This is a genomic window from Labilibaculum euxinicum, from assembly GCF_009795715.1.
GTDB classification, from domain to species: Bacteria; Bacteroidota; Bacteroidia; order Bacteroidales; family Marinifilaceae; genus Labilibaculum; species Labilibaculum euxinus.
The window spans coordinates 118,466-140,373 of sequence record NZ_WTCR01000011.1; the positions used below are offsets into that span (position 1 = coordinate 118,466).

General features: G+C 36.3%; 15 protein-coding genes. 10 read left to right on the plus strand and 5 right to left on the minus strand.

Going from position 1 to position 21,908, the window contains the following annotated elements; all coding sequences use genetic code 11:
- The first annotated feature begins 87 nt into the window (after positions 1 to 87).
- From GQR60_RS14880 to GQR60_RS14890, 3 genes are all read left to right on the plus strand, one after another.
- Positions 88 to 2,100 carry an alpha amylase C-terminal domain-containing protein gene (locus GQR60_RS14880; protein ID WP_124993683.1) on the plus strand — a complete coding sequence of 671 codons (2,013 nt, stop codon included), beginning with the start codon at positions 88 to 90 and terminating at the stop codon, positions 2,098 to 2,100.
- Between the two features lie 2 nt (positions 2,101 to 2,102).
- The gene (locus GQR60_RS14885) at positions 2,103 to 3,803 is read left to right on the plus strand and encodes an alpha-amylase family glycosyl hydrolase (protein ID WP_124993684.1); all 1,701 of its coding nucleotides are present in this window, start codon (positions 2,103 to 2,105) and stop codon (positions 3,801 to 3,803) included.
- A 165-nt stretch (positions 3,804 to 3,968) separates the two neighbouring features.
- Positions 3,969 to 5,066, plus strand: a complete 1,098-nt coding sequence (locus tag GQR60_RS14890) for a methyltransferase (protein WP_124993685.1) — start codon at positions 3,969 to 3,971, stop codon at positions 5,064 to 5,066.
- Positions 5,067 to 5,339: 273 nt separating this feature from the next.
- Here GQR60_RS14890 and glgP read toward each other — a convergent pair whose 3' ends face one another.
- The 4 genes from glgP to GQR60_RS14910 all read right to left on the minus strand — a co-directional run bounded on the left by glgP (position 5,340) and on the right by GQR60_RS14910 (position 14,271).
- Entirely contained in the window at positions 5,340 to 9,575 is a 4,236-nt protein-coding gene (gene glgP / locus GQR60_RS14895) for an alpha-glucan family phosphorylase (RefSeq protein WP_124993687.1), read from the minus strand.
- A 152-nt stretch (positions 9,576 to 9,727) separates the two neighbouring features.
- Positions 9,728 to 11,014, minus strand: a complete 1,287-nt coding sequence (locus tag GQR60_RS14900; RefSeq protein WP_124993688.1) for a glycoside hydrolase family 57 protein — start codon at positions 11,012 to 11,014, stop codon at positions 9,728 to 9,730.
- 4 nt (positions 11,015 to 11,018) lie between these two features.
- Positions 11,019 to 12,329, minus strand: coding sequence for a glycosyltransferase (locus GQR60_RS14905; protein WP_124993689.1), 1,311 nt, complete (start codon positions 12,327 to 12,329; stop codon positions 11,019 to 11,021).
- A gap of 7 nt (positions 12,330 to 12,336) precedes the next feature.
- Entirely contained in the window at positions 12,337 to 14,271 is a 1,935-nt protein-coding gene (locus GQR60_RS14910; RefSeq protein ID WP_124993690.1) for a glycogen debranching enzyme N-terminal domain-containing protein, read from the minus strand.
- 1,501 nt (positions 14,272 to 15,772) lie between these two features.
- Here GQR60_RS14910 and GQR60_RS14915 point away from each other — a divergent pair.
- The 7 genes from GQR60_RS14915 (at position 15,773) to GQR60_RS14945 (ending at position 20,777) form a co-directional block, all read left to right on the plus strand.
- Positions 15,773 to 16,432, plus strand: a complete 660-nt coding sequence (locus GQR60_RS14915) for a hypothetical protein (protein ID WP_124993691.1) — start codon at positions 15,773 to 15,775, stop codon at positions 16,430 to 16,432.
- A gap of 43 nt (positions 16,433 to 16,475) precedes the next feature.
- Positions 16,476 to 16,697: a hypothetical protein gene (locus tag GQR60_RS14920; RefSeq protein WP_124993692.1), complete on the plus strand. Its 222-nt coding sequence runs from the start codon at positions 16,476 to 16,478 to the stop codon at positions 16,695 to 16,697.
- Between the two features lie 111 nt (positions 16,698 to 16,808).
- Positions 16,809 to 17,651: a hypothetical protein gene (locus tag GQR60_RS14925; protein WP_124993693.1), complete on the plus strand. Its 843-nt coding sequence runs from the start codon at positions 16,809 to 16,811 to the stop codon at positions 17,649 to 17,651.
- A 33-nt stretch (positions 17,652 to 17,684) separates the two neighbouring features.
- A complete protein-coding gene (locus GQR60_RS14930) occupies positions 17,685 to 18,053 on the plus strand; it encodes a hypothetical protein (protein WP_124993694.1) in 369 nt (122 codons plus the stop codon).
- Between the two features lie 5 nt (positions 18,054 to 18,058).
- Positions 18,059 to 19,393, plus strand: a complete 1,335-nt coding sequence (locus GQR60_RS14935; RefSeq protein ID WP_124993695.1) for a MutS-related protein — start codon at positions 18,059 to 18,061, stop codon at positions 19,391 to 19,393.
- A gap of 438 nt (positions 19,394 to 19,831) precedes the next feature.
- The gene (locus tag GQR60_RS14940; RefSeq protein WP_124993696.1) at positions 19,832 to 20,410 is read left to right on the plus strand and encodes a hypothetical protein; all 579 of its coding nucleotides are present in this window, start codon (positions 19,832 to 19,834) and stop codon (positions 20,408 to 20,410) included.
- Between the two features lie 40 nt (positions 20,411 to 20,450).
- Positions 20,451 to 20,777: a hypothetical protein gene (locus tag GQR60_RS14945; protein ID WP_101308565.1), complete on the plus strand. Its 327-nt coding sequence runs from the start codon at positions 20,451 to 20,453 to the stop codon at positions 20,775 to 20,777.
- A gap of 374 nt (positions 20,778 to 21,151) precedes the next feature.
- Here the strand turns inward: GQR60_RS14945 and trpA are convergent, their stop codons facing one another.
- Positions 21,152 to 21,901, minus strand: coding sequence for a tryptophan synthase subunit alpha (gene trpA / locus GQR60_RS14950; protein WP_124993697.1), 750 nt, complete (start codon positions 21,899 to 21,901; stop codon positions 21,152 to 21,154).
- Positions 21,902 to 21,908 lie beyond the last annotated feature (7 nt).

Consider the following 21,908-nt stretch of genomic DNA (forward strand, 5'->3'; position numbering starts at 1 on the left):
TTTTAAAATAATTGCATCAGATAAATTGTATCTTTAAACTTGTTGCACCAACAACTTACTTCCTAATCCGGAACTCTTATACCGCTTATGATTAAACATCTTAAAATAGTTGACTCGGATCCCATGTTATACGATTATCAATATGTGATTCAAAAAAGATTAAATGCAGCTTTCCAAAAGGAAAAGGAACTAACAGAAACTACGCTTTCAGCCTTTGCCAATGGACATCATTATTATGGTCTCCATCAAGATTCTGAAAACTGGATTATTCGGGAATGGGTTCCAAATGCCGATAAAATGTATCTTATTGGTGAATTTTCGAACTGGCAAAAGCAAACAAACTATCAATTCGAAAGAATTGCCAATGGTAATTTTGAGTTGAAACTGCCGTTAGCTTCACTAAAACAAGCTGATTTATATAAATTACTGATTTATTGGCCGGGAGGAAAAGGAGAACGTATTCCTGTTTGGTGCACACGAGTGGTACAAGATCCTGATACACTTATTTATTCAGCTCAAGTGTGGCAAAACGAAAAGCCTTTTGAATGGAAATTTGATACCAATAGAGTCAAATACAAATCGCCTCTTATTTATGAAGCCCATATTGGAATGGCTACAGAAAAAGAAAGCGTTGGCACTTATAAGGAATTTCGTGAACTCGTATTGCCCAGAATTCACCGCGCCGGTTACAATACCATACAATTAATGGCCATTCAGGAACATCCGTACTATGGCTCTTTTGGATATCATGTTTCCAGCTTATTCGCAGCATCTTCCCGCTTCGGAACGCCCGAAGAATTGAAACAACTAATTGATGCAGCACATTCCTTAGGCATTATGGTGATTATGGATATCGTTCACTCGCATGCAGTAAAAAATGAACTGGAAGGCATTGGTAATTTCGATGGTTCGCCACATCAATTTTTTCATGCAGATGAACGAAGAGAACACATAGCATGGGATTCTTTGTGTTACAATTATGGGAAAAATGAAGTTCTTCACCTTCTGTTATCCAATATTAAATACTGGTTGGAAGAATATCATTTCGATGGATATCGTTTTGATGGCGTGACAAGTATGCTTTACTACGATCATGGTTTATCGAGAGATTTTACAAGCTATGAAATGTATTTTGACGGCGGACAAGATGAGGATGCAATTTGCTACCTAAGCTTAGCCAACAAGTTGATTCACGAATACAATCCCAATGCGATTAGTGTTGCAGAAGAAATGAGCGGATATCCCGGCTTAGCATCTTCTTTGGAGGATGGAGGCTTGGGTTTTGATTTTAGATTAGCCATGGGAATTCCCGATTATTGGATCAAGCTGATTAAGGAAACACATGATGAAGACTGGAATGTAGGCAATATCTTTTACGAATTATCCAACAAACGAGCCGAAGAAAAAACCATTAGCTATGCAGAATCTCACGATCAGGCTTTGGTTGGCGACCAAACGCTTATTTTCCGTTTAATTGAAAAATCAATGTATGACAGCATGGACAAATCAAGCGTAAACTTGGTGGTCGACCGTGGAATTGCTCTTCATAAATTGATTCGATTGCTGACACTTTCCTGTTCTGGAAACGGCTACCTAAATTTTATGGGAAATGAATTCGGACATCCCGAATGGATTGATTTCCCCCGTTTAGGTAACAATTGGTCCTACAAACATGCGCGGCGACAATGGAGTTTGGTCGACAATCATCTCTTGCGCTTCGAAGATTTAAATGAGTTTGATAAAGATATGATTGCTCTGCAAAACAGAGAGGAATTCATTAACGAACCCTATATCAATTGTGTTCAATCCGATCAGCAAAATCAAATTTTGGCTATTCTGAGAAAAGATTTACTTTTCGTTTTCAACCTCAATCCAAGCGAATCATTTACCTATTATGGAATTCCTGCAAAATCAGGTAAATATCAGCTTGTGCTTAATTCAGACGAGAAAAAATATGGTGGCTTCGATCGTGTGGATGGCAGCCTGCTTTACTATTCCAAACCTGAAGCTTCAATGTCGAAAAACCACAGGGTATATCTTTATTTACCAAGCAGAACAGCTTTAGTATTCAAGTATATTCCTTCAAAAAGTATCTTTTAAATATGAGCATTCCCAAACCAATTATATATCAATTGCTTCCTCGTTTATTTGGAAATAAAAACACGAAGCCTGTTGTTGATGGTTCCCGAAGCGAAAATGGAACCGGAAAGTTCAATGACATCATCAATACTGCACTCCAGGAAATAAAAAAACTTGGAATTACTCATGTTTGGTATACCGGAATCATCGAGCATGCGATTGTTGAGGCTTATCCTGATGCTGGAATCCCTCATGGAAATCCATTAGTGATTAAAGGAAAAGCAGGATCTCCATATGCAATTAAAGATTACTACGATGTAAATCCAGATCTGGCCGAGGATGTAGATGAAAGAATGCTGGAGTTTCAAAATCTTGTTGCGAGAACCCATCAGAACGATATGAAGGTGATTATCGATTTTGTTCCCAATCATTTGGCCCGGGAATATCATTCGGATGCAAAACCGGAAGGTATTTCTGATTTCGGTGACCAAGATGATGGCAGTAAAGCATTTTCGGCCACTAACAACTTCTACTATCTACCGCACCAACAATTGCATCTGTCTGATGAAATAAGAAATCGGTTTCCGAATACAGATTATCAGGAATATCCTGCAAAGGCAACCGGAAATGATCAATTTACTGCCCATCCGCAACTAAACGATTGGTACGAAACCGTTAAGCTAAATTATGGTGTCGATTATCAGAATGGGCACTCCGCTCATTTTGATCCAATTCCAGATACTTGGTTGAAAATGAAAGACATTTTGCTCTATTGGGCAAAAAAAGAAATTGATGGTTTCCGTTGTGATATGGCAGAAATGGTACCCGTAGAATTTTGGCAGTGGGTAATTGGGGAAATAAAATCAGCATTTCCTGATATCCTTTTTATTGCCGAAGTATACAATCCTTATTTATACGAAACCTATATTAAAAACGGAAAATTCGATTACCTGTACGACAAAGTAGGTTTGTATGACACTCTTAAAGGAGTAATTCGCGGAGAACGTGCAGCCAGAGATATTTCACAATGCTGGCAATCCTTAAACAATCTGGACGAATACATGCTTCGGTTTCTGGAAAATCATGATGAACAAAGAATTGCTTCGCCCTATTTTGCTTCCGATCCTATTAAAGCCCTTCCGGGGATGATGCTGTCGCTTTGTATGCACCGAGGACCTGTGATGATATATTCGGGACAGGAATTTGCTGAAACAGGAATGGAAATATCCGGTTATAGTGGTTCTGACGGGCGATCTACCATATTCGATTACTGGAATTTGCCAGAACACCAAAAATGGATGAATGATGGCAGATTTGATGGTGAATTATTATCTGATCGGCAAAAAAAACTGCAAACAGCCTATCATGACATTCTAAAATATGCACAACTGCCCGCTATCGTCTTTGGTGAATTTTATGATATAATGTGGCAAAACACGGATTCAAACATCTTTAATTCGGATAAAGTTTACGCTTTTTTGCGGCATACCGTAAATCAAAAACTATTAGTGATTTGCAATTTCGATGATCACACACAGCATTTGCAAGTAAAAATACCAACACACGCACTGGAAACAATGAAGATTCAACGTCCGCTAGAATTGTGTTTTGTTAATAAACAATCAAATGCTGAGCATAGGCTTACCTGCGAAGAAGCATCTGAAAAAGGATTGTCTCTAAATGTTTCGGGCTATCAATATTTGCTGTTCGAAATTAGAAACTAAAAAAATCACTGATTTATATACTGTTATTGCAATTAATTGAGTGAATAGATCGTATTATCATCAGTAATTGTACTACGTTTACACAATTTTTAAAAATCAACTGCGAAATAAACATTGCTTAGGAGTTTGACCTTGGTTTTGCGAAACGCGAAAAACAAATAAGGAATGTTAAAAAACGAATTAGAGCTGATCATATCAGGTCAAAAAATATCAGTAAACAGACCAGAACCAATTGTTGCAGATATCGATGTGGTTCCCTACAAAAGACGTATGGATCCTATGGATGCCGTAGATGCACTTATTGAAGGCTATTCGGTTTTAATTGTTGATTACTATAGCAGCGGACTTGCTGTACTCAGCGAATTAAAAAAACATCTGGAGAAAAAATATACGGATCAATCGTTTAAGGGACAACGTGAATTGCGCAAAACTTATCGCGAGCTTTCTCATAAATTACTTCTGCACATAACAAACAACAAACTCACCGTTAGAAAAGCTCCGGAAATTGGCTGGTTAGAAACTCTATATCCCGATTTTACTGAATTTCTGCTGCCATTTTCTCAGGTTCAAGGATTAAACAGTTCGTGGCAGTGGTACAACAAAGGTATTTTCATTCCTGTTATCGACAGAAAAATACATCCGTTTTATGGCACTTACTTCCCAACCCGATTTGAACATTTAAAACTATTCGACAAGTGGTTGGAACGTTACAAGGGAGAAAAAAAATCTGCTATTGATGTTGGAATTGGATCCGGTATTTTAAGTTTTCAACTGTTGAAGCGTGGTTTTCAGAAGGTTTGTGGTACCGATAACAATCCAAATGCGATTATTGGCTTAACACAAAGTCTGAAAAAAAGTAAATTAAACTCGAAAATAGAACTTCTATTCGGAGATTTATTTGCCCAAAACGACAGCAAATCAGATTTAATTGTATTTAATCCGCCCTGGTTGCCGGCATCAAACAAATCGGAAGGAATCGACAATGCAATCTACTATGAAAAGGATTTGTTTCCACGCTTTTTTGCAGAAGCAAAAAAACACACCAGACTTAATGGCCGTGTTGTAATTCTGTTTTCAAATCTGGCACAAATTACCAATCAGAAGGAAAGTCATCCTATCGAAAAGGAATTGGCTGAAGGCGGTCGTTTTGAAAAAGAATTACTTTTGCATAAAAAAGTAAGATCAGCTTCGAAGAACACAAAAAGAAATCAAAATTGGCGCCACGAAGAAATGATTGAACTATGGGTATTAAAATTGCTTTAACCAAACACACAAAAAATATTAAATGCCAATTTATTTCGTAAATTTGAAATAACACTTTATAAGTAATAAAATAGAAACTTAATTTTAATATAAATATCATGGCTAAGTCACAAGACGCTAAGAAAAACGTGAAAAAGGAATCGACAAAAACGGCGAAAGAAAAAAAAGAAGAAAAAAGAGAGAAAAAAGCTAATAAAAAATAATTTCATTTATTCTAAATACAAAAAAAGGCTGTTTCAAAATTGGAACAGCCTTTTTTCATAATATTTTATTCTAAATCCATTTCACATAGTTAAAATCCTGACGATGAGGAAGGTTGCAATTACACGCATACATTCTCAATCCAAAATCGAAGATCCCCGGATCATTCAACACCAAATCCAAACGATAGAAGGCCAGTGAATCCACCTTCCGGTCAAGAATTAACGGTTCTGTACGAATTGGGCCAGGTTTTTGAGCATCTATGGTAGCTCTTAGTACCAATTCAACGCAAATATCTTCATCGATCAAATCCTTTAAATCAAGTGCTGCTTCCACATGATAATTTTCACCTGACAAGTATTTGTGCTTAGGAGTACTTGGTGCATCCACAGAAACCACTTCAATTTTATCCCATGAAGCAAGAATTTTCTTTTTCCAATTGGCAGTATCTTTTGCCATTTCATAGTCTCCCTCCTTCAATTTTAGAACACGTTGATGCATTTTACTGTAAAAACGATCTTTATAATCGTCAATCATACGCTTGGTTGTATATTCCGGTGCAATTTCAGCAATACATTTTTTAACGTACTGAATCCAATCAACCGGAATGTTGTTCTCATCACGCTTATAGTATAGAGGTATTATTTCATTTTCGAACATTGAATAAATTGTCTGCGCATCCAATTCATCCTGAAACGATTGACTTTCATAGGTTCTGTCATCGGTCAGTGCCCATCCTGCTCCTTCACGATAACCTTCCAGCCACCATCCGTCAAGTACACTAAAATTAAGAACTCCATTCATAACAGCCTTTTCACCCGATGTTCCGGAAGCTTCCAGCGGACGGGTTGGCGTGTTCATCCAGATATCAACACCTTTAACCAAGCGCTGTCCCAATTCCATGTCATAATTCTCAAGGAATAAAATTTTCCCTTCAAATTCAGGACGACGAGACACATCAACAATGCGTTTAATTAAATCCTGTCCTGCTTTATCTGCAGGATGTGCTTTTCCTGCAAAAATAAATTGCACCGGTTTTTCAGGATTATTTAAGAGTTCGGCCAATCGGTCTATATCACTAAATAATAAATGCGCACGCTTATAAGTAGCGAATCGGCGGGCAAATCCAATGGTAAGAGCATTCTCATCTATCGAATCCATTATCTCAACTAAAGAACGGGGATCCTCATATCTTTTGATCCAGTTCTTTTGGAAACGATCTTTCGCGAAATCAATCAATTTTTTACGCAATACATTTTTAATGCTCCAAATTTTTTCATCAGCAACATCGTATATTTTTTTCCAATATTCTTTGTTCGACAAATCATTTAAGAATCCTTCATCGAATTCCTGTTCGTGCAAAGTTCTCCATTCTTTTGCAGTCCAGCTAGGATAATGCACTCCATTTGTTACGTACCCAATATGCAATTCCTCAGGAAAATATCCCTGATAAAGATTATTGAACATTTCCTGAGAAATCTTGCCGTGAAGCATACTTACTCCGTTCATGGCAACCGATGTATTGGCTGCCAAGTTACTCATCGAAAACCTCTCGTTATAATCCAAAGGATTTACTCTTCCCAAAGCAAGGAATTGATCCCATCCTAATTTCAGTTTCTCAGGAACATAAGACAGATAATGTCTGATCATATCAGGAGAAAAAGTATCATGTCCGGCTGGTACCGGCGTATGTGTAGTAAAAAGGGAGGAAGCTCTTACAATTTCCAAAGCCACTTCGTATTGATAACCATCAGAAATCAGATTGATCAATCTCTCTACATTTATTAATGCGGCATGTCCCTCGTTGCAATGATACAAGTCAGGTTGAATATCAATAGCATCGAGAGTTTTGATACCTCCCATTCCCAAAAGAATTTCCTGCTTAATCCGGTGATCCCAGTCGCCGCCATATAATTGATGAGTTAAAGAACGATCTCTCTCATCATTCATTTCGGTTTCGGTATCCAAAAGATATAAGGAAATTCTACCCACTTCAACCTTCCATATTTTTGCTGTAACAGTTCTTCCTTCCAAAGAAAGGGAAATGGTTTTTGCAAATCCTGAACTATCTCTCACCCTTACAATTGGCAACTGAGAAAATTTTTGTTCGTCCAGCTCAACCAACTGCTCGCCATTTAAAGATAAACGCTGGGTAAAGTATCCAAACCGATACATAAAACCAACCGCAACCATATCCACATTAGAGTCACTGGCTTCTTTTAAATAATCGCCCGCCAATATTCCCAATCCTCCGGAATAAATCTTCAGGTTATTATTTAAACCGTACTCCATGCTGAAATAAGCAATCTTAGGTTGTCCTTCGGCCGGTTTTACGGCCATATAGTTTTTGAATTCCTGAATTACAGCATTATAACTCTGCATAAAAGACTCATTAGCCGCCAATTCCTTCATTCGTGCACTTGACACTTGCTTAAGCAGTAGAATTGGATTCTTTTTGCAATTATGCCACAACTTAGGATCCACCGATTCGTAAAGGTCGATGGCTTTATAATTCCAGCACCACCATAAATTTTTAGATAATTCCTCTAAACCAAGCAATTCCTTTGGAAGATTGGTCTCAATAATTAATTTCCGCCAACTTATCTGATTACTTTTTGGTACGTTCAAATGATTTTCAACCAAAACCTGCACAGGTGATTCGTTTTCCTTTTTCATATTATTTTTGATTGCTAATTCGTAAGCCTTGTAATAATTTCCAATAAAATTCTTCCATAATGTCTTTTTAGCAATGCTGGCTGCATTTTCCCTGCACCGAATTACATTATCCTCTGATTTTGTTGCAAAATTAAATATCTGAGAAGAAATATTTCCTACAACTTCTTTTCGATTGGAATCATTTCGTTCCACAACTGCAACGCCGCCTTTGTCTGCCTCTCCAATCATTTGAACCCATTGTCCAAATCCGGATAATGAAGTTGTTATGGTAGGAACACTAAAGGCAACACTCTCCATTGGAGTATATCCCCAAGGTTCATAATAAGATGGGAAAACGGACAGATCCAATCCCATCAAAAGCTCATAATAAGACTTATTAAATATGCCATCCTTTCCATCCAGATAGGTTGGCACAAAAATAACTTTAACTCTCTCATCTTCGCCATTACTAAAACCCAAAGACTTGATCTTTTTTAAGATCTCATCCCTGTCTTCATTGCCCAGGTTATGGGTTAAATAAGGTTTTGTCAGGAACTTTTTTTCCGGATATTCCACCAAATTCTCCTGTAAATCCTTTCGGGGCCCCCGCTGATCTCCCGGAATCAAAAAGAAAGCTATAATATCACGATCCATATATTTGTTTGCATTCAATTGGGCCAAAGCTTCCAAAAACACATCAAGGCCTTTGTTTTTAAACTCGTAACGGCCACCCGTTCCTACAAACAATGTATTCTCCTTTATTTCATAACCCAAAAGCGATTCGGCTACTTTCCTGAATTCTTTTTTTGATTTCTGTCTGGTAATTTCGAGCTGTTCGGAATTCGGTACAAAGTCGTCTTCAAAACCATTTGGCATCACCACATCTACAGCGCGCCCATGAAATTGCCTGCACTCACGTGCTGTGATATCACTCACTGTTGAAGAACAATCTGCTGCCAGAGCAACACATTTTTCCATTGAACATTTGGCCGTAACATTGTACTGTCTTGGCTTTTCAATTGGATTAAAATGAAGCAGATTATCGTACAAGTTTTCATAATTACTGGCCAATACCCGTCCAAGCATACTTGCATGAGTCGTGAAAATTGTTGAAATATAAGGCGCCTGATCTTTCAAATACAATAGTCCGGCACCAGTCATCCACTCATGAAACTGGGCAACTATTTTATTTTTCGACAAATCATTAAACTGTACAAAGCTCTCAATTACTTTACCACTTGCATAACCAAACATCGCAGCATCATGATAATCATCCTGTCCATATAATGATTCCAACCGGTAAATTTCCCACAACTGACTGTAAATAGCGTCTTTCTTCGCCAGAAAATCCGAAAAATCAATCAAAATCACAATTGGATTTCCCGGTATTTTCCAATATCCAATCCGAACTGATAAACCATCCGCTTTCAATTTTGCTCTCCACTGCGGAAACAATTTTTCATCTTCCTGAAACTCTTTTTCCCGGTGTTCAGTCTTATTAAAATCCGGCCCGATATAAATGATCCGATCGTTAAATACTGGTTTAAGCGATAAGGCCTTTGTAGAAATAACCGTATGAATTCCACCAACCTTATTGCAAACTTCCCAACTAACTTCAAATATAAAATCCGGAGTTATATCCCTATTATTCATACCCATATGCTTACTAATTACTTTTAGCTGTTTTTTTACCAACTAAAGTGCTGACTACTTTAAAATTCAATAAAATACTTTCCTTTAATTACTATACAGAAAGTATTTTATTCCTAATTAATTGATTCTGTTTATCGTTTAATTTTAAACGATTAGTTTTTAAGTTCGCTCAGTTCTCTTTCATATCTGGCAATTAACTCATCCTTTTGTAAAATCTGATATTGCAATTCTTCAGGATCAAGAGCTAAACCGTCTTTTAGAATTTTCAAACGAATCTGAAAATCACTTAACACATTCATGTAATTGATAAAAGCATCGTAAGGTGAGCTGTATGGATTAAAATAAGAATGAACATCACCATCTGAAGCAAACTTGGTGCACATGTAGTAAAAATGATCGCTTGCCTGTAAATATTTCCAATCCTTATTGATTCGATCATCATCTACAGCTGCAACATCGTCACGTAATGCATATAATTTTCGAAAAGCTTCATCCTGAAGTTTGTTGCCCAGCCATGCCGACAAATCACGCTCTTCATCTGCCCATGAAATTGCATTAGGCACATGCGCCTGGGCAATTGGATGAAATTCAGAAGCAAGCTCAGAAGGCGTTGCAAATTTATATTTCGATTTCGAAATAACCTCCTGAGGAAGGTGAGCTAAGAATTCAAAAATTCCAGATTTCTTCTTCTGATGTTCACCGAAGGTTTCATAATCCATAAATATATTCACAAAATCTTCTTTATCCTCCATTTCATTCAACCAACCAACAAATTTAGTTGTTGTTAACGGCCATTCCTTCCATCCTTCAGATGAAAACCGGAATGAAATATCATCACTTAGTTTATAATTACGCATTAAAACTTTTAACTTGGGATTGATTGCGTTGCAGTACAAATAATTTGGACTCTTCCAACCCAGGATGTGCTTGGCTCCTTCTGTTAGAATTGCCTTATACCCCATTTTAGAAACCATTTCTCCAATTTCATCCGAATAAATCATTTCAGTATTTCTAAATACAGATGGCCGAACTCCAAAAAGAGCTTCTATTTTATTGCTGTGACTTGTAACTTGCTGAATAAACTCCTCTTTATTGATTAATGAAGCAAGAGAATGAGAATAAGTTTCTGCTAAAAACTCAACATCTCCCGTTTTGGCCAGATCTTTAAAAGTATCAATAACTTCCGGTGCATATTGCTCGAGTTGATCCAAGGCAATACCCGTGATAGAAAATGATATTTTAAACTTGCCTTTATTGTTTTTTAATAATTCCAAAACAATTTTATTTGCAGGCAAATAACACTCATCTGCAATTTTTCTCATGATCGACTCATTGGTATAATCATCGTAGTAGTAATGATCGTTACCGATATCAAAAAACCGATATCTTTTTAAACGTAAGGGTTGATGAATCTGAAAATATAAACAAAGTGCCTTCATAATCTTATTTTTTTTCTAATGGTTCGAATAATTTGATTGCGGAAACATAGACATCATGAACATTGACAGCCGCTTTGGCCCACTTCAAATTATCCACTTCCTCTTTACCCTCTTCCTTAAAAACTTTCGAAAGAGCTTCATATTTAATAATTCCGTAAATGGCATCGGCCATAGCATCAATATCCCAATAATCAACCTTTACGGCATGAGTCAGTATTTCTGAAACTCCTGATTGCTTCGATATAATAACCGGTACATTTGATTGCATCGCCTCCAAGGGAGATATCCCAAATGGCTCAGATACAGAAGGCATTACATACACATCACTTAAAAGGAACATATTAAACACATCATCTCCCTTTAAAAATCCCGTAAAATGAAACTTATCACTTATTCCCAATTGAGCGGCCCGGTCTACCATTTCCTCCAACATATCCCCACTGCCAGCCATTACGAACCGCACATCATTTGTTCTTTTCAAAACCTGATAAGCTGCTTCTACAAAATATTCCGGCCCTTTCTGCATGGTTATCCGCCCTAAAAAAGTCACTACTTTTTCTTTTACACCTTTTTTAATTTTAAGCTTTTCTTCCATTGAAACAGGTTCAACAGCATTGTAAACAGTAACCACCTTATTGGGATCCTGTCCATATTTTTCGATCACAATATTGCGGGTCAAATTACTCACGGCAATAATTTTATCAGCGGCATCCATTCCCTTTTTTTCTATCTCGTAAACCTTTGGATTTACATTTCCTCCACTTCTATCGAAATCGGTGGCATGTACATGAATTACCAATGGTTTTCCCGACACCTCTTTTGCTGCTATCCCTGCAGGGTAACAAAGCCAGTCATGTGCATGAATCACATCATGTTCATGATCTGCAGAAATTGATGAAGCAACAAACGCATACTTATAGATTTCTTCCATAAGGTCGGCACCGTACTTTCCGCTAAATTCCAGTTTCCCCTCCTTATCAACTTTTATCAACTTATTTTTTCCATACAGATCCTGACTCCTAAACGTATAATATTCATCAGGATCATTATAGGGTACCAATTGCGATTCCACCTCCAGATAGGTGTGCTGAGATTTAAATTTTTCGACATGAGACTGAACTTGTCCAATAGTTACCGAATTGGCACCAACCAGGCTCATTGTACTCTGATCTTCGTCACCGTGTGCTTTTGGGACTACAAAAACAATATCTAAATCATCAATTTTTGCCAAGCCTTTAGTTAATCCGTAACAAGCCGTACCCAATCCGCCAGAAATATGAGGTGGAAACTCCCACCCAAACATTAAAACTTTCATAGTAAGACTATTTTAAAAATGATTCATTAAACATTTTATTCACTCTAATAACTTCTGCTACACTCAACGCATAAGAAGTAGCCTCATTTGGCTTGTGGGGCGGATTTCCGCTGTAAATTTCAGATACAGTGCCAACTCCATGCTCGAGCAAACAGTCTTCAAATACAGCCAACCATCTTTGAATCTTAGTCTCACCCCCCAATTTGTAAAGCTTTAAATAAGCTTCAGAAAAATGTCCGATCAACCAAGGAAAAACAGATCCATAGTGGAAAGCCTTATTTCTCTCTTCCTCGTTTCCTGCAATCACACCTACATATTCATGATTTTTAGGCGAAAGCGTTCGCAAGCCTCTTGGCGTTAACAGCTCCTTCTCAATTACATCCAGCACACCTTTCTTCTGATCGTCGGAAAGACAGGAATAGGGCAGCGATACTGCAAATAATTGATTGGGGCGAACAGCCCAACTCTTATGAGTATCGTCTACATAATCGGCCAGATACGTTTTACTTTCATCACAAAAGGTTTCAATAAATGATTCTTTCAAATTTTCTTTAACACCTGACCATTCCGCGACAAACTCTTTGTCTTTAGCTTCCCCTGCCATTTCCAATGCAAAACAAATGGCATTGTACCAAAGCGCATTAATCTCAACAACATACCCCATGCGTCGATTCAAACAAAGCCCATGATGCTTAATATTCATCCAGGTTACCCCTTGCTCTGTTATCCATAGCATTCCATTTTCATGCATGCTGATGGCCAAGTTCGATCCATATTTATAGTACTGCAATATCTCCTTAATCTTTTTGCTGTGTTTTTTCCAAATCTCCTTCCTGTCTGCACCAGCTTCAATGTATTTTTGCAGCGTCCAAAATGACCATAAAGGAACATCAACCGAAAACCTTCCTCCATTAATAGCCGGATCCATTGAAAAGCGATTGCAAACCCGCTTAAATACCGTATTAAACACATCCAGAAAAGTCTTCTGATCGCCTCGTGCCAAAGTCAATCCCGGCAAGGACAAATAGGTATTTCGTTCGCTGGTACTAAACCAAGGGAAACCATTAATAATTCCTGTTCCCTGACCATTCTTTGAAAAGAACTGTACCGCTGAATTTTCCAGACAATTTTCAAAACTATCACGGATCACCCTCTTCTTTATTTCAGAAGTAAATTGTTTGGATATTGCATCGGGGGAAATCTCTTTTGTGCCGGCCGAGAATACTATTGATTCTCCTTTTTTAATATTCATCTCAAAATACCCGGGAACAAACAAATCCTCATGACAATCGTATCCTCTTTTCTTTTCTTCCTTGTACTCCACATTGTAATACCAATCGGGCACATGAACAAACTCTGATTCTACAGAAGTCTGCATGTATAGATATGGGAAATCCTGATACAAACGTATTTTAACTCCATTATTAACGACTTCTGATCTGGTATTGGCATCCAAATTTGCTTTGGTTAAGGAATGAATGTTCCTAAAAGCCAAAAAAGGTTGTAATCGAAGTGTTGTTGGAGAATTAGCCTCGAGCAAAGTATACCGAACCAAAACACGTTGTTCTTTTTCAACCAAAAGAAGTTCCTTTCTTAAAATCACACCCCCTACACGGTAGATTATTGTAGGAGTTGGATCCATGATATATTCACGCACATACTTGTTTCCTTTCGGACTGTATTCGCCTGGAAATTTATGGATTCCCAAATTAAAAGGAGCATCATGCTGAATTATTGTTTCATCCAAGGAAGATAACAACACATGATTATCTCCACCAAAATGATCTATTGGACATATTAACAGTCCGTGATATTTTCGTGTGTTGCAGTTAATAATAGTTGAACTGGCAAAAGAGCCAGCACGATTGGTTCTAATGTATTCTTTTTTTAAAGAATACTCGGTATTTACCAATTGAGCCTTATCAAACTTGAGATAGTCCATACGCAAACGATGTTATGATTGATTTACAAATAATTAGACAACAATCTTATCATAAAAAAAAGTTGGATTTTCATTAAAGTTATCGATTTTATTCCGAATAATAGCGCCTTTCAGTCCTTTTTTATATTATTTTAATATGAATTTTCTGTTCATTCATAATACAATTAACATATTCTTTTTTTCATCATTTTTCATGCAAACGCTGCCGAACAGAAAAAAATATATTTACAACGTTATAAATGCTTTAAATGGTTCAAAATCTGAACTTTTAATGAAAAGTTGTCTCCTTAAACATTTCACAGTAAAAACGTCACCCGCATTACAGATTTTTTTCTTCAATCAATGAAATTGTATCGTTTTTCTTAACCAATCCTTGAATAAAAACACTCCTCTGTCCTTCAACCCGAAAACTTTCGGGATACTCTTAACAAAGGGAGACAAATTTGAGGCTGCCGGGACACTGCTTGTAAGAACTCCTTTTTGTTCCTCCTCCCCACTTTCTCACTTGTTGTTTCCGGTTTATCTGTGCGCCATCAGTTTTGGGTTTACCAATGGCGCTCAATTGCAAACTTGCGCCGGAATACTTTAAACTTATGGCGGAACACTTCAGACTTACGCCGGAACGCTTCAAACTTGTGGCGGAACACTTCAGACTTATGCCGGAACACTTCAAACTTATGGCGGAAAGCCTCAGACTTGTACCAACAAAACAGAGGCTTGTTTGGTAACTGTTCAAATTAAAAACAGACAAACATAAATTGCAGAATTTAAATCAATCACACACATTCAACTACCACAAATCCAATATTATTGGGCTCACATCTGTCGGTTTCCATTGTTTAATTCTTAACTGCGAACTACAAGCCTGCATTGGTGTGCGGTATACAAAAAATCCACTCACATTGCCACAAGTGGGTTGTTGTTTTGCTATTATTTCTTTTTCATTCCGATTCTCTACCCCTAAATCCCCTGAAGAGGACTTTCATAAACACTACCAAAAGCCCCTTTTGGGATTTGGGGTAAATAATTAGGAATGATTGGACTGCTCCGGTGGAGAACAAGTGTATTCGTAAATAAAAAAACTTTTTACGGTATTTTTATTCCTGCACAAGCCAATCATTATGTATTCAGTAAGTTGAAGTTGCAGTAAACACTCGCTCTTGCGGATTTTGAAAAACAATTGGAAACAATCAAATTTTATGAGTTAAATAGTTTTTTATGGGTAAAAAATAAAAATGCATCTGTAAAAGCTGACTAAAAACACTTTTACAAAGGAAATAAACACGAATACACCTCCCTTTCTGAAAATTATCCTGATCATTATGCAAATCATCTAATTTGAATGGTACGCCTTGCAACAAGTATTTTTTATCGAAAAAATAAATACACATTTCTATTTTATGATTACATTCGGTGGCCAATGAGTAAACACAGCATTTTTTGAGATACAAAAGAGTTTAAGATGTTTTTAGTTGAGAACAAATTGACCTAATAATAAATAATGAAATACGACAAAAGCAAATACAAAATATGGGACTGGAAAAGTCCGGTAATTTTACATTGGATTATTAATCCTGGAGTAGTTATTAGTGATTTATTTTTAGGACAAACAATGCCTAAGGTAATGCTGATAGAACGTGAAGGGAATAAGCCTTTGTTTCAGCGCTCGTTTACTCCATGTCCGCACTGTGGCGAATTGCATTCTGCTGTTAAATATTCAGCTCAAAATAAAACTGCAGCAAAAAATTGGTATGGTTTCTATTGCGACAAGTGTACCGAAATAATTCCGGCACAGCGAAATTTAACATCCTTACTGGTGCTGCTGGTGACTTTCCCTTTGTGGGGTTGGTTTGCGAAAACACTAAAGCAAAAATGGTTGAACAAACAACCGGAAAGATATAAAAACCTGAATCTTGATTTCAGGGAAGAAAAAAACACAACAAAAAACTGGTTGAAGTTTGGCCTTAGCTGGGGACTATTGATGTATATAATTACAATTTTAATAATGCCACTTATTAATCAAGCTGAAATTACTCAAAGGAGTTTATTAACAGGAATTCCATTGTGGTTAATTGGTGGCCTTGCTTGGGGATATACCATGAAGATATGGATGAACAAAAAAGGAAAAGCTAATAAAAAACTCACTAGTACGATAAACTAACAAAAACCATTCAACCCAAACCATAAGTATTAAAAAACTAAAAATGAAAAACGACAAAGCACTCCGAATTTTCCTGATGCTATTTTGCATCTTTTTACTTTCTCTTATTTTCACAGTATTCGACATGTCATTTAGCGATGTCAACTCTACCCCTTACAATTTGGGTTATGCTGTTGGTGTTGCTGCTGGAAATATGCTTAAGATTTTGGCAACTCTGGCTATTGCAAAAATGGTGGATGTGAAGATGAAGGCTGTTAGTGAATAAGCAAACGGTTAAAAATGGATTCTTGTATAATGAACTATTACCTAGGGTGTGATCATATAAACTACTTATAGGCAGTAAAAATATCCAAGCACAAACCAAAAAATCAATACTATGAACATCGAGAAAGTGAAAAAGTACAATCAAAAATTGCTTGCCGTCTTGGGGACAACTGTGGCTCTAATGGCCTTAATTGGTTTAATTTCAATACTGTATTTTGTTGGGATGGAAATTGGTTCGAGTTTTGGGAACAAAAGTGAAGATGGTATTTTATCGGATGAGAAAATTGAGTTGCTCCAAAAGGAAAACAAACGCCAACAAATTGTTTCCTATCAAATTCCCGAGTTGGTTGATACAGTAAATCTTATTTATATGATTCCTGTGTCGCAAAAAACATTGAATAATCCCGAAAATATAGAAAATGATGAAGTTGTAGGTCTGCTTGATATGAATGGCGGGAAATTTAGTTCTGAAAGAAAATACAGAAGCAGAAGATCTTATTACGGTTCGTACAACAACCTGCTGATTTACGATGCAAAAAATGAGAAGCTCAATAAATTATTCGAAGAAAGAATAAGTTTTGAAAAAATTGACACCAAGTATTTTAAAGATGATGTTTTTATTGCCTTTATGGCAGCAAATGCTGATTCGTTTAAGGATGGCGTTATTAATTCCAACGACCTAAAAAAACTGTATATCTACTCCGTTAAAGAGCAAAAGTTAAAAGATGTTGGCTTGAACAATGCTGATGTAATCGCTTATAAGTTTATTAACGAGAGCAAAAACCTTTTGGTTCAATTTGGTATTGATTATAATGAAGATGGCAAATATGAGTCTTCAAAAGAGCCTAAAATACTACGATCATTCAACTACAAATCAGGAGTACTTTCGGAGATTGTAAGCAAAGACATTCACACACAATTACAAAAGAAACTGGAAGGAAGCAATAAAGAATAAGTTTATTGTATAAGAATCAAACTCAAAAAAGCAATGGAGATTATCGGTATTCTATTCATTCTAACAGTGTGTGCATTTTTAATTTATATGCTCTACACCAAAATACAAAGCATAAACGCTATAGATGGGTTACTGAAAGAGTATTATGAGGATCAAGACATAACAATTACAAACATTTCAAAATTTAACTTTACTGAACGTTTAAAATACGGAGTACCAATAATTCCATTTATGGGCTTTTATTATTCTACATGCTGCAGTTTGTTTACAAAAGCAGATGAAAGCTATTTCAGAAAACTAGACACTACCGATAGCAATGATGCAGAACAAATCCGTTATGTAGAGATTATATTTTCACAAAATGGGATTGAATACAATGAATTTGACACCTACAATTTTTAAGAGCCATGACAAAATTCAGCACTGATAAACAAACTTTAATTGATCTAAATATTTTCCCTCAAGCTAAAGGAGATTTATCAGTCTTTGATTTTTACAATTCAACCAAGACCAAAGGCGGCAGAGATGAGTTAGAAAAAATGATTCGAACTCCCTTGAATGACTTGGAAGAAATAAATGCCAAGATTTCTGCCATAAAATACATTTGCAATAATCCGGTTGAGTGTGAACTTGACAATGAATATCTAGACTTTATTGAGCATTATCTAAATCAAAACACTCTTATATTAAAAGATAATTTTTTGAATTCGATAGAGTCCTGCATTTCGTATCAAATAAATCCAAGCAACGAGTATTATATTATACTTAAAGGACTTGAGTTTCTTAAGAGTCATTTGAATATTTTATCTGATTATTTAAAAGCTATCGATAAATCTGACATGCCTGAATTCTTTAATCAGCTATTGTTGGAATTTGAAGGGATTACAAAATCAGCAGAATTCAAGCTGTTTATAAATCCCCCGAAAGGGAAATTTACTTTCCGGCAAATCAATCAATTTGATTTCTTAATCAGATCCCAGAAAAAGGAAGAAATAAAAAGGATTCTGCAACTTTCCTATCAGCTTGATGCATATTTATCAATTGCGAATACATCAAAAATTAAAGAATTAGGGTTTCCCATTCTAACAAAAGCGCCCAAACCCTATTTAAAAATAGATGGCTTTTTTCACCCCTTTATTGCCTCACCAATAAGAAATGATATTGAGCTGGCAGATCATAAAAACCTTTGTTTTGTTTCGGGAGCAAACATGGCAGGAAAATCGACTTCATTAAAGGCTGTTGGCTTATGTGTTTATCTTGCTCACGTTGGATTTCCAGTACCCGCCAGAGAAATGGAAGTATCTTTGTTTAATGGATTGTATTCTACCATTAATATCTCCGATGATATAAATAAAGGCTATAGTCATTATTACAGCGAAGTTAGAAGAGTGAAAGATATTGCCTTACAAATTAAAGAGAAGAAAAAAGTATTGGTGATTTTTGATGAATTATTTAGAGGAACAAATGTTAAAGATGCCTTTGATGCCACATTAATGGTATCCAAAGGCTTCACAAAAATAAAGGATTGTCTCTTTTTTATATCGACTCATATTGTTGAAGTTGCCCAGGAGCTTGAAAAATTAGACAGTGTTGATTTTAAATGTTTTGAATCGCACTTAATGGAGGGAAAGCCAATTTATAATTACAAATTGATTAATGGAATATCAACAGAACGATTGGGTGTAACGATTTTAAAAAATGAGAAGATAATGGAAATAATTGATCAGATCTTAAACGATTAACCAAATACACAACTACAAAAGAAATCGGCAGGAAGCAATAAAGAATAATCTAATTGTATGCCGCAAACAAATAAAAAATGATTTTACCGGGCAAGATCCTTTTTCGCACTCTACAGCAGTACAATCAAAACTCATCTGATAAAACAGCTCTTTTAGGTTTAAAATCAGGTCATAACCTGACAAGGCCATACCCATCCATACTTAATACAAATTATCACACTTCTGCTGCTTTACTTTATTAATCCAATACGATATTTTGTTTATCTATTTTTCTTTTGATAAATTCGGCCATTAATTTATTTATGCAGAACATAAAATATCATTATTACTGCTAATTAACAAAGGATGCATACAGTGGTTTGCAATTAATAAAATCTGCTCATGCATTCATGACAAATACTGATTGTAATCAAAACTATGCAACTGCACAAACAAAAAATGAGATATAAATTTAAGATCAAACAAATAGCATTTTTTGCTCTAATAATTATTTCCTTCATTAGTGGCTGTAATTATAATTCTGAGAAAAATATTGACAAAGTCAGTAAACTATTACCAAACGGAAAACATTTAATGGTCGAAAAGACCAATGAAGAAACCACAGCCATAGGTATTTTCACAAAATATGATTATGGAACAACCCACCAATTCTCTTATAAATTCTCAATAGACGATGGTGATGTAATTTGGGATGGTGGAAGTGGAGAACCAAAAAATATTCTTTTTTGCAAAGACACAATCTACATCCGTTATCTGGCTAATAAATACATACAGGTGGAATCGACTGATTCCATAAACAACACAACTAAATATGATTATCATTTTGAAATAAAAGAAGTATTTCAAAAGCATATCGATAAACGCTATTTTTTCAAGCTTTTGGGTGATGATTATTGGGTAGACATTTTACCCGAAGATTATGCCTGCAGAAAGATATCTTGTGATGAATATCCCATTCCAAACAACTGTGAATTATCATTACCACCAGTCACCAAAGAAGCTGGTACCAAGCAATAAAGAATAATCTAATTACAAATCAAACTTAACACCCGAAAAAATGGACGATACACTACTAAGCATTTTACCAAGCCTGTTATTTATTATTCCTCAGATAATAATTGTTGTTGCCTGCATTATAAATCTAAAGAAGAAAAGCGCGAGTGGAATATTGGTGCTAATTGGTGCAGGAATTGGCTTACTGACAACACTGTTTTACAATCTTGCTATTCCCATCTTATTTCAAGTATTTGATACAAATATATATTCAGATAACACGATTATATTCAGTTTAATAACTGGGATATCATTTATTGGTTCAATGCTTTTTGCAATTGGTTTGTTACTTTTAATTCAGGAAAAAGTAAAGCTTCAGCAAAGCCTGTAATTTTCTACTAAACTCACGAACAAAAAGAAAGGATCTTGCCGGGCAAGATCCTTTTTTCGTACGTTACAGCAAATTACAATTCATAGAATCAAGTCAAACCCTGACATGAACAGCTCGCTTACAGTCAGAGCCTGACCAGCCTGAAATTTTAAGCAGTAATCTATTTAAAGTCCTATTGAGCAATCCCGATGGCTCGTACGTTTACAGAATAAAGTTATAGGATTCATTTATACTCTGATCAGAATGACATTAAGTTAGAGCATTTCCGAATCAAGTCAAACCCTGACATAAACAACCTGCTTATAGTCAGAGCATGACAAGCTTAGAATGACAATGAGATTGAACTTTTTAGACAACACCTTCATTCTCACGCTTTACAGCAGTGAGTCTACAAATTCGGAAGCCGTACCGCCGGCTAAGGCTTTTATGAATGCTGTGCCAATAATTGCTCCGTTCGAAAAGCCGGAGGCATGCTGAAAGCTTGCCTTGTCGTGAATTCCAAATCCGATGAGGGAAGGAATATCCAGACTTGCTACCTTTTTAAAGTAATCTTCCCTTTCGGTACTTTGCTCCAAAGCGCCGCCTGTTGTCGCCGAGGATGAAACCATGTATAAAAATCCTTTGGCAGCTTTTTCTATTTTCGCCAAACGTTGCTTGGTAGTTTGAGGAGTTACCAGCAGAATGTTATACACGCCGTGCGATTCAAACTTTGCTTTGAATTCCTCTTCGTACTCTTCCAAAGGCAAATCGGGCAGAATCACCCCATCAATGCCACAGTTTTGGCAATCCAGCAGAAAAGCATCCACACCATATTTAAAAACCACATTCCAATAGCCCATTAATATCAAAGGCATTGTAATGCTGCGGCGAACATCCTTTAGCTGCTCAAAAAGCAGTTTCAGGCTCATTCCCTGATCCAAAGATTGCTTTGCTGCAATCTGTATGACAGGTCCGTCGGCCAATGGATCGGAAAATGGGATTCCAATTTCTACCAAATCAACCCCTTTGTCCTGCAAAAGCTGCAGGTTGGGTACGGTGTCGTTCAAGTTTGGATATCCGGCAGGAAAATAGATGGATAAGATATCCTTTCCTTTATTTTGAAATAATTGATCTATTCGGTTCATTAGTTTA